The following is a 10,197-nucleotide window of genomic DNA, read 5'->3' as shown; positions in this document are numbered from 1 at the left end:
TTAAACGGAAAAACTTTGGGGTTCCAACTTTTCACAACTGATAAAAAAATTCCACCCACATCTGCGGAATGTGGGTTACAATGAAATAGAATGTTTCAGCTTCCACACCATTCCAAGCAAAGTGAGCATTCTATCTCTGTTGACGAGGATTAAAAATATGGACAACCTCATTTTCAGGCTCGATCGCCAACTCCACCAGCCCAGTATCCTCCTCTTCAAACAGAACCGGATTAACAATCACATCAACCTTTAGTTTCATTAATCGAGCAGATAGCAAGCTGATGAAGTAGAGCAGCAGCAACGCCGATATTGTCTGATTCCGATATGCCCAGAATCCTACACAAAATTAGCCGGATCTTGATCTCGCCGATGCTTCAGCAGAATCGGAGAACCTTGGCCATCACCCACCAAAGCTGCCGTTTCCTCCAACGCTTCCCTCAATCGCTTGGCCGCGTAGATGGACATATCGCGGGGCACATTCACCCGATCGCGCAAATACCGCAAAGCCGCATCAGAACCAGCCGGCGGCGTACAAACTTCGCCAGTCATCATCAAAGTTAAAGCACAACGCAAAGCCTCATCGAATAACTTGTCATCAGCAGGATTGACTCGAACGATATTGCGGTGGTGCTTAATGACGCGGTGGAGTGCTTCAGCGCGGGAGGTTTCCGGTTCTGGATACATCACATCCGGCAGTCCAGCCCAAGGCCCATTATCCACGCGGGCTTTATTGAGTAGCATCTGAGGTTCGCCGTTTTCATAACACCCGCCCATCTGAGGTGGTAAATCGTGGACGTGGGTGTGAAAATCGCTCTGAGTGCCCCGATAGGTAGGGCGGGTTTCCATCGCCGCAAACCAGTCAGCAAAGCGCGGGTTTTCTTCCCGCATCGAGTAGCCTTTGTAGTAGTAAAGACTGGCATTCATGCGTTCGACGTAGGGCGTAAAGATGACATCAGCAGTGCCAAATTCATCGAGAAAATAAGGCCCCGGAGTGCTAGCCAGAGCCTTTTCTACCTGGGCGACGACGCTGATAAATTGGTTGCGGTTGTGCTGTTCTACTTTGGCTGAACTTGCTGGGTAGCACAGCCAAGAGCACCAGGCCCTAAACAGCAGTCGCTCTAAGCGCCGCAGGGGAAGCACTGCGGGGTTTTCCATGCCCAAACCCAAGGGGCCATAGACTCGTTCGAGGGCGATTAAGATATCATCGCTTTCGGTGATGATGCGGCCGTCTAGTTCGATCGCCGGTAGCATTCCCGATGGCACTTTGCGCTTGTACCAACTTTCCTTTTCCCCATAGCAGAACATAGTAACTTTGTCAATACGGTAGGGGATTTGTTTTTCTTCCAGCCACAGCCAGATTTTTTGGCAGTAGGGACACCAAGCATGGTTATCGCGGTACAGAGTGACTCGCACATCGGATTCGCTTTTACCAAAGAGGCGCAAGCGGGCTTGGGCGTTCGTTGGCCCGTTGACGCGATCAACTTCAAAGTCTGTGAGGGCTTCTAATTCTGTCCAGGTTAGAGGGGTGGCGATCGTGGCGGTGGATGTCATAGGTGAATTAGTGCTGATGATGGTTCCCCAAAATATAGACTAAATGTATAGCTTTTCTTGGTCGCGATCGTCCACAAGTTAGCCACCCCCTTGATGATTCGGCGGTTAAAAGAGACTGTTGACTTTGTATGAAGGGTATTACCCCTCATACAAAGTCACAACGAATAGCGAAAATGATTATGTAATCAAAGTCACATTAAATAATCTAATTCAACTTGACATTCATATTTTGTAGTTTCTCTTTTAACCATTCCTCAAACAGAAGATTTTCCAAATCTCGCTTTAAAGCACCTTCTAACGAAGCAGGTAGCAGTTGTTCAACTTTCAACAAACAATAGCGTCCCTCAATCTGAAGCGGGCCAATAATTTGCCCTACTTGTGCATTTTCTGTGGCTTTGCGAACCATTTCTGGCATCTGAGCGCGAATAACTGGCCCCATTACGCCACCTACTACAGCATCATCTACGGTGGAGTATTGTTTAGCTAATTGGACAAAATCGGCACCTTGTTCCAGTTGCGCTTTCAAATCTTCAGCAATTTCTGGATGCTGTACGACAATGCGTGAAAGGACAACCCGATCCAAATTTTCTTTATTTTGCACAAAGTGTTTTTGTACTTTTAATGCTGTGACCTTTTCTTTGAGATTTTCTTGTTTGATCCGAAAAATCACTTGCTGTTTAAGTACAGCATAATTTATCCCATTTGTCAATAACCATTTTTGGAAACTTTCAGGGCTAGTTAATTGCTGTTGCAGCCGAAATTCTAGGATAAATTGTTCTACGATATCGGCTTCCGGTTCGGGAATTGCTAAAGCTTTAATTTCGTTTTCTACAAGATACTGCTGGGCAATTTCTAACACAACTGTTGATAATTTACCAGCCGTGCGGAGATAGTCAAGGGATTGTTCTAAAGATAAAGTTACACTGTCTATCGATAAAAAATTGTTGATGTCCATTGGGAAATGTTGGTTAATGAGGGCGGTTGGAATTATAAGGGCGGGTTACAACTATCCCTAGTTTACCCGCCCCGCATCGATACTAGCCAACTAGCAAATCGAGCAACGTGGGATTGGTAGCCACTTTGGCAAGCGAGTTGGCAACACCTTTGAAATTGCCATCGCCTACCGCTTTGAAAGCATTGACTAAATCCTCGACACCGGGAATCATGTACATTCCTTCAAAGAAAGCATCCAAATACTTACCTTCTCTTAAGTTAACCGCAGTTTGGGCTAAATGTTCGCCTTCGGGGAATCCAGCAACTTTAAATCCTGTAGAAAGCGCTGTTAGGTAGTCGCCTTGCTGCAAACTCCACGCCATGTCTACCCAATTCTTACCATCTGGGAACTTGGCAACATCAAAGCCAGTCGAGAGTGCTTTGAGATATTCGCCCTCCTTGACAGATTGCACCATATCTATCCAATTTTTACCATCTTGGAACTTGGCAACGTCAAAGCCAGTAGAAAGTGCCTTGAGATAATCACCGTCTTTAATAGACCAAGCAGCATCGACCCAACTTTGAATCGTTTGGAAGTTGGAGTTTAAGAAAGCACCGATTGCTTTTCGATTCGCTTCCGCAGTTCCGCGCGTACTTAATGAGGTTGAAACATAGGGCGATACCAGTCCTAATGCGGCTAAGAACAGAGTGTAATCTAACTCTTTGTATTGGAAAGCTGGATTGCTCAAATCGAGAACGGAAAGAGAAGAGAATTTAACCCCAGATGCTTTTTGTTCGCCCTTAATTTCCACACCATTCAGCACAGCCAGTCCGTGTTTTTCCCAGACAAAAGGATTAGAGTATGAGGAAAGAACGGCTTGACCGGGCAGGAATGCTTCTCCAGCCATTTGGACGATATCGCCAGATACGACGTAGTGGGTTACATTTTCTGGATTCCCTCCATTGAGGGCAAATTTAAGCGCGATCGAATCATCAATTCCGGGAGAATTAAATGTGATGGTTTGACCCACTTTATCGGTAAATTCAGCCGCAATTGTTTGAGCTAAAGCACCACCCAAACTGTGACCTACAACATCAGGACGGCGACCGTGCTGATTTTGAGTCGCTAACCAAGCTTCTATCTCATTCTTATTCGCTTGGAATTGAGTGTAACCGATGCTGATAGGATTGGCATCTTCCAAAACATCTTTTAACAATGCGGGGCCTTTGCGTTCTGTTGGGCTGCCTCCCGTACCGCGAACGGCAAGAACGGGTGGTTTACTGCCATCAGTTGAAACAAGACCCACGGCATAAAATCCAGTGTTTGGATCGGAAATTACTTTGTTAACTTCGTAACCAAATTCGTAACCAGATTTCAGCACTTTTTCGCCTACAGCTAGTTTCTTGCCCCAAGGACTGTCATCTTTGAAAGCATCTTCGGCAATAGCAGATACTTCAGGATCTTCGTAGGCAATACCGCGAGCCAGATATTCGTATAACTTGTGTTTTTCCGGAATAGCTGCGGGGTCTATACTTTGTCCTGGCAGCGAGTAATCGTCTGTAATAGCATCAAAAACATTCCCGACAAATGTTCCAGCATTGCCCAAACCAGCCGCTTCTAAACCTCCACTCAACGCTTTCTTGTAGTCGCCATCTTTTACTGCCCAGGCAACGTCTACAAATTTGTTGGCATTGGCAAATCCAGTGGTTGATAAACCCGTACTCAGAGCTTTCTTGTAGTCACCATCTTTGATAGCCCAGGCAATATCGACAAATTTCTCAGCATTATTAAACCCTGTACCCGACAACCCTTTACTTAAAACATCCTTCCAGTCACCGTCTTTCATTGCCCAGGCAACCTCTACAAAAGTATTTGCTACTTTATCTTCCACATCAAGCTCTTTGAGAATATTTTTCAAGGCTGTCTTGTAGTCTTTGTTGATAATTCCCCAGCCGACATTTACTAGGATCTGGACCAGCGTATCCCTTCCTGGAAAAGAGACACCTATTAAGTTCAGTACCCCATTGATAGCATTCTGGGTGACATTTATCCAATCTCCTCCAATCAGAGCAATCAATCCTTCGATACCATTGACAACAGTGCCGACAACTGGAATTTTCTTTAAGACATCAAGGACAGCACCAACGTCCATGCCGTCTAGGCTACTCTTTATTTTCTCGCTGATATCCTTTGAAAACTGGTTGACCCTATCACTCAAGCGGTCAAAAAATCCCTTTTTAGCTGCCTGCTGTTTCTGGCGGATGCGCTCTAGCTCCTGTTGTTGCCATGCTTGAGCTGCTGCTACGGCTGCCTCATATTCCTTGTTCTTTTGGTGCAAGTTCCTCTCATCTTCTTGTAGCTTGCTCTCAAGAGCAGCAATTTTTGCATCTGATTCTTTCTGATGTTGAGCAATTTCTGCTTTTTTCGCATCAACTTGCTGCTGAAGCGCTATGATTTCGGGAGTTACTTCTCCATTAGTCTGTTGGAGCTTAGCATTAAGCATCGCTTGACGTTGACGCAACTCTTCCTTAAGCTTTTCAAGCTCTTCTTGTGCTTTTCTCTTCTCATCTTCTAGTTTTTTCTTAGTCTCATTAACCTTATTCTGTGCAGCATCCTTTGCAGCCTTTGTCTCTTCCAACTGGCGTTTAAGATCCTCGTTTGTAACAAGAATAACCTTCTTAATGCCTCCCCAGGTTATGCTTACTTCCTGTGGCCAGGGTATGTATATTGTTCCACTCCAGCGGAGATCCTCGGTTTCATTTTCGTAATGGGAATAACTCTGACCATCAATAGTCGGTAGGGGATGCGAGCTTTTATAATTTTCTACCTGTTGGTCTGCTATAAACCCAGATATTGCATCCCGAGTTACCCAGTCAGGCAACCAGTTGGGTAAACCATTACGAAAGAATGGTGTTGCTCGAAATACTTCTGTTCGCGTATCTGTAGGTCGCTCTGTTGCAATAGCATTACCCGCACCGATCCAAACCGAGCCTGTTAGTTTTGCTTCTAGGTCGGAGTAGTAGTAGTAGTTATAGAAGTCAGGCCAATAAACCGCTGGAATGTTGGAGTTTTTGAGCGTCTCCTGAACGAGATTAAAACTAGGAGGTGTGTAAACTTGTGGTTCAGTTGCTTTTGCTAAATGAACAGCAGCAGAAATATTTAGCAACCCTAAACCTGTTTGAGCATCCCAACCAGGTGTATTTAAGTCGGTTGCTGTCCGCTTCAGAATGTCGATGACTTGGGCGTAGTTTAAATTAGGATTGGCTGCCCACAATAAGGAAGCTGCACCTGTAACTTTAGCTGCTGCAACAGATGTGCCAGATGTTCCATTGCTGGCAGTTCCTTGTGCCAGAAGATCAACACCTTTGCCGTAGTTGGCATAATCTACTTCGCCATAGCTAGAATAATCAGCGGGATTCCACCCCTCAGCAGCTCCCACGGTAATGATGTTGTCAAACTCTTTAACGGCTTGACCCAGAGCAGACATGGTGCTGCCTTGATTGCCTGTTGCTGTCACAATCAAGACATTATTTTGCTGGGCGTAAGCCAAAGCTGCTCGTTCTAAAGAGGTTAATTCGTAACGAGTAGCGACGCTACCATCTGCATTGGTTTGAGTTAAATCAAAGCTGAGGTTGACAAGAGCATTTGGTTGATCCGAGTCTTTGACTGTATCTACATATTCAATCAAAGATTGCGCCCAATCATTGGAACCAACGGTACGCCCTAACCACAGAGGTGATTTGTCGTTAATTCCATCAATGCCAATGCCGTTCTTACGAGTGCCAGCAATAATTTCTAATATCTTGCTACCGTGTTCATCACCTTCACCTGGTTGCAGCAATGGGTTAGTATCGCCATCCACCCAGTCTTTACCGATCGTAATTCTGGAGTCGCCAATATCAGGATTATCTGCACTAAAGCCTGTATCAATAATGCCAATCAAGGGCAAACCGGATTTGGGTGGATTATTAGTGGGGTTATACCAGCGGTTTTCAGACTTAAAGATTTTTTCCCAAGTATCAATTTGAGCTTCGGTATCGCCGGCCCAGTCATTCCAGGAGTTTTTAAGGGCATTATACTCGCCCCAAGCGTTGCTTACAACTTGCGAACTTTGTTCATTTTGATCGTAATAATTACTCCAAGCATCGTTAAAGATAGCATACGTGTTGTTATCGAGTGCGCTGTATAGGCTCCAAGAGTCGTTCAATGTGTTAGCAATGGCGCTGTACTCGCCCCAAGCGTTGTTGATTGCGGTTTGCCGAAAGTCTTGGATCTGGCGGTATTCGTTCCAAGCGTTATTAAAGACAGTATGGCTTTGGTTTTGAAGAGCTTTGTACTGGTCAACGGCTTGTTTTGAATAGTCATATAAGGGTTGCACCTGGTTCCAGGCATCAGGGTATGCTGCTTTATTTGGATACAAAGCATCCCATGTATCGCTGTAATAGCGGTACATTTCGTTGTTAGCATTTTGGATGGTTATATGGAGGGGATTTGTGTTAAATGTATCTTCTGCTGTCTTGATTCCACTCCAGAGGTTGTTTATCTGGTCAACTGTTTTTTGGTCAGCGCTAGCGATCGTTTCCCCAAGCTGATTTAGGTTTGTTTGGGTCTGGATAAGAGCAGACCCGGTATCGTACAACTGATTAAATGTGTTGTTTTGGGCGCTATTGATGTCTTTAGCGAGGTTCTCTGCTAAGTTGCTCAGGTTGTTATTAATGTTGACAAGCTCACTTTGGAAGCTATCTAAATCTGCATTACCTTCACTTGTAACAGCAGCCAAATCTTTCTTAAACTGTTGCCATTCGTCAACTATAGGAATAGTTGTAGACTCTGGCTCTTTTACTGTTAGCTGAGTGGTGGATGTCGATTTACTATCTTGTGGAGTCGATATAATTGCTCCTATCTTATTACCCTCACTCGCCTCAGTTTCCACTACTGTTAGTAGCGTAGTATATGCAGAATTATTGTCTTGAGTTGAAGGGGCGATCGCTGCTGTTACCTCACCTTCACTTGGCGCAGTTTCCCCTAAAGTTGGCTGTGTGGTGGATGTCGAGCTATTGTCTTGAGTTGAAGGGGCGATCGCTCCTATCTCCTCACCCTCTTTTCCAACAGTCTCCACTACAGGTGGCGGGGTATTAGAAGCTGAATTATTATTTTGGGTTGTGGACGTGGGCTCATCGGAGTTGGTAGAAGTTACATCAGTTTCCGTTTTAGCAGGATCGGATGTTGCGGTGGCTGGAGTGACGACGGGGATATCTGATTTTGATAATTCAGACGCGATCGCCACTGAATTATTATCCGTTACTACTGCTGAATCGGAAGTTTTGGGAGTATCGGAGGCGATCGCTCCTTCATCCCCTGTGACGCTAGATGAAGATTCGGTTGTTACAACTGGCTTTTCTAACGATACTGGTGTGGTTGATCCAGAGTCAAGCGGTGCGATCGCTTTATTTTCACTCTCAGAAGTTACCGCTGCTTTATCTGTGACAGGGGAAGTTTCCTCAACGGAAACTGATGGTTTCTCGATCGCAGGTGCGAGCTCATCGGAGTTGGTAGAAGTTACGTCAGTTTCAGTTTTAGCAGGATCGGATGTTGCGGGTGCAGTGACAACAGGGGTGTCTGATTTTGATACTTCAGAGGCGATCGCTCCTGTTTTGCTAGCGTTATCTATCTGATTATCTGTATTGCCGAAAACGCTATCATACAACTCATCTGTGACCAACTCCCCGACTTTGGGATTCTCCGGTGTGACGTAAGCTTTAGCATACTCAGTCAACGCTTTCCCCAAGTTAGTTGAACGCCACTCTTTCTTTGGATTGATGACGCTATCTATACTGACTGCGCTCCCCGTTGCACCCCGCACCTGGAAGATAATGTCATTGTAGTCGCTATCTGTACCTGGCTTGTCTACCCGCAAATCTTCCATGACAAAGGTATTTCCTATACCCGTGACATCGGCAATTTGCCCAGTCATAAAGCTACCATTTGGGTTAGCCATTGGCAGGGAAAATAAAGGCCGTGCGTCATCACCTGTTGCAGACTTGTTTGCAACTTGCTGTAAGTTAGCTCCGTTAGGGACTAAGATAAAAGCAAACGTATCCCCTGGAAGCATTGTCAAGGTTTTAACGCCTTTATACTCGCCTTGATTGCGGTTGATGTCGTCAGGGAGGTCGCCATTAAATCTGGCTCCTTCAGTAGCATCGTTAATGACGACATAACCCAAATTAGAATTACTTACCGCTCTGCGTGCAGCCTCAGTAATAAAAGCATCTGAGTTTTGAGCTAATTTCTCCATTCCCTCTAGATTAAAAATCCCTAACTCTCCCTCATATCCACCTCCGTCAAACAGGTAATCAATCCCAACATTGCCAGTTTCACCAACTTTAAATACCCCTGTGTTAAATGTAAAGCTTTGAGATGTAGTGACAACGGGGGTATCGGATTTTGATACTTCAGAGGCGATAGCTCCAGAATTATTATTGGTTACTACTCCTGAATCGGGATTTTTGCCAGTAGAAGTATCGGATACGATCGCTCCTTCATCCCCTGTGACGCTAGATGAAGACTCGGTTGTCACAACTGGCTTTTCTGACGATACTGGTGTGGTTGAGCCAGTGTCAAGCGGTGCGATCGCTTGATCTTCACTCTCAGAAGTTACCGCTGCTTTATCTGTGACAGGGGAAGTTTTCTCAATGGAAACTGATGATTTCTCAATCGCTGGTGCGAGTGCCTCTGAGTTGGTAGAAGTTACGTCAGTTTCAGTTTTAGCAGAATCAGATGTTGCAGGTTCAGTTACAACGAGGGTATCTGATTTTGATACTTCCGATGCGATCGCGACTGAATTATTATTGGTTACTACTCCTGAATCTGGATTTTTGGGAGTAGAAGTATCAGATACGATCGCTCCTTCATCCCCTGTGACGCTAGATGAAGACTCGGTTGTCACAACTGGCTTTTCTGACGATACTGGTGTGGTTGAGCCAGTGTCAAGCGGTGCGATCGCTTGATCTTCACTCTCAGAAGTTACCGCTGCTTTATCTGTGACAGGGGAAGTTTCCTCAATGGAAACTGATGATTTCTCAATCGCTGGTGCGATCGTTTTATTTTCAGTTGAAGTAATGGAAGTGTCTGGCGTCTTAGATTGACTTGTTGCTGGCGTAACGTTTTCTTTTGGCTGTTCCGTATTATTAAGTGTTTCGCTTTGAGGAGCAGAAGGATTAGTTAATGAGTCCGGTTTTGAATTATCTATTACCGCTTCGTTTACTTTTAAGCCTGTTAGGGTATCGATTCCTGTATCGGATGTACTAGATTGAGATTTTAAATCATTTGAAAAAATACTTGTTTTTGTGGTGCTAGAGTTGGGCAAAATTACATTATCGATCTCCTCATTTTTTAAGTCTAAAATACTTGGCAGTTTATCTTTGATAGGGGCTGAATCGTTAGCAATCAATGAACTGTTAACATAGCTGACATTGTTTATTTTATCTGATGCTAGTGCGAGTGCATTTGTCGAGCCTATTACTGCATCTAGATTGCTCTTTTCCTTGTCAAATTTAAGTGTAGCGTTGTAATTAATTAATTCGCCCACGGTAGATTCCCTCTGATTTATCTGCGTTGAATGGGTGGTTTTAGTGAATTTATCCTTGCCTGACTTTCAAGAAGTATTTTTTTAATAAGCATTGCAATAAAATTAAGCAGCTCTTGCAATGCCC

4 protein-coding genes are annotated in these 10,197 nt (G+C 44.7%); all 4 read right to left on the bottom strand.

The window, feature by feature from the left end; all coding sequences use genetic code 11:
* Positions 1 to 130 precede the first annotated feature (130 nt).
* The 4 genes from QUA53_RS09985 to QUA53_RS09970 all read right to left on the bottom strand — a co-directional run bounded on the left by QUA53_RS09985 (position 131) and on the right by QUA53_RS09970 (position 10,073).
* The gene (locus QUA53_RS09985) at positions 131 to 259 is read right to left on the bottom strand and encodes a hypothetical protein (protein WP_333096940.1); all 129 of its coding nucleotides are present in this window, start codon (positions 257 to 259) and stop codon (positions 131 to 133) included.
* Positions 260 to 336: 77 nt separating this feature from the next.
* The gene (locus QUA53_RS09980) at positions 337 to 1,551 is read right to left on the bottom strand and encodes a glutathione S-transferase family protein (protein ID WP_333096938.1); all 1,215 of its coding nucleotides are present in this window, start codon (positions 1,549 to 1,551) and stop codon (positions 337 to 339) included.
* A gap of 205 nt (positions 1,552 to 1,756) precedes the next feature.
* Positions 1,757 to 2,506 (bottom strand): peptidylprolyl isomerase, encoded by a 750-nt coding sequence (locus QUA53_RS09975; RefSeq protein WP_333096936.1) that lies wholly within the window; start codon positions 2,504 to 2,506, stop codon positions 1,757 to 1,759.
* A gap of 82 nt (positions 2,507 to 2,588) precedes the next feature.
* A complete protein-coding gene (locus QUA53_RS09970) occupies positions 2,589 to 10,073 on the bottom strand; it encodes a S8 family serine peptidase (protein ID WP_333096935.1) in 7,485 nt (2,494 codons plus the stop codon).
* Positions 10,074 to 10,197 lie beyond the last annotated feature (124 nt).

Origin of the sequence: Microcoleus sp. Pol12B3 (assembly GCF_036701355.1) — a bacterium.
Lineage (GTDB): Bacteria > Cyanobacteriota > Cyanobacteriia > Cyanobacteriales > Microcoleaceae > Microcoleus.
Note: the sequence above shows the minus strand (reverse complement) of the source record. Positions and strands in the feature narration are given on the sequence as shown.

Coding starts and splice junctions, on each gene's coding strand:
- QUA53_RS09985 (WP_333096940.1), bottom strand. CDS start 259: ATGAAACTAAAGGTTGATGTGATTGTTAATCCGGTTCTGTTTGAAGAG.
- QUA53_RS09980 (WP_333096938.1), bottom strand. CDS start 1,551: ATGACATCCACCGCCACGATCGCCACCCCTCTAACCTGGACAGAATTA.
- QUA53_RS09975 (WP_333096936.1), bottom strand. CDS start 2,506: ATGGACATCAACAATTTTTTATCGATAGACAGTGTAACTTTATCTTTA.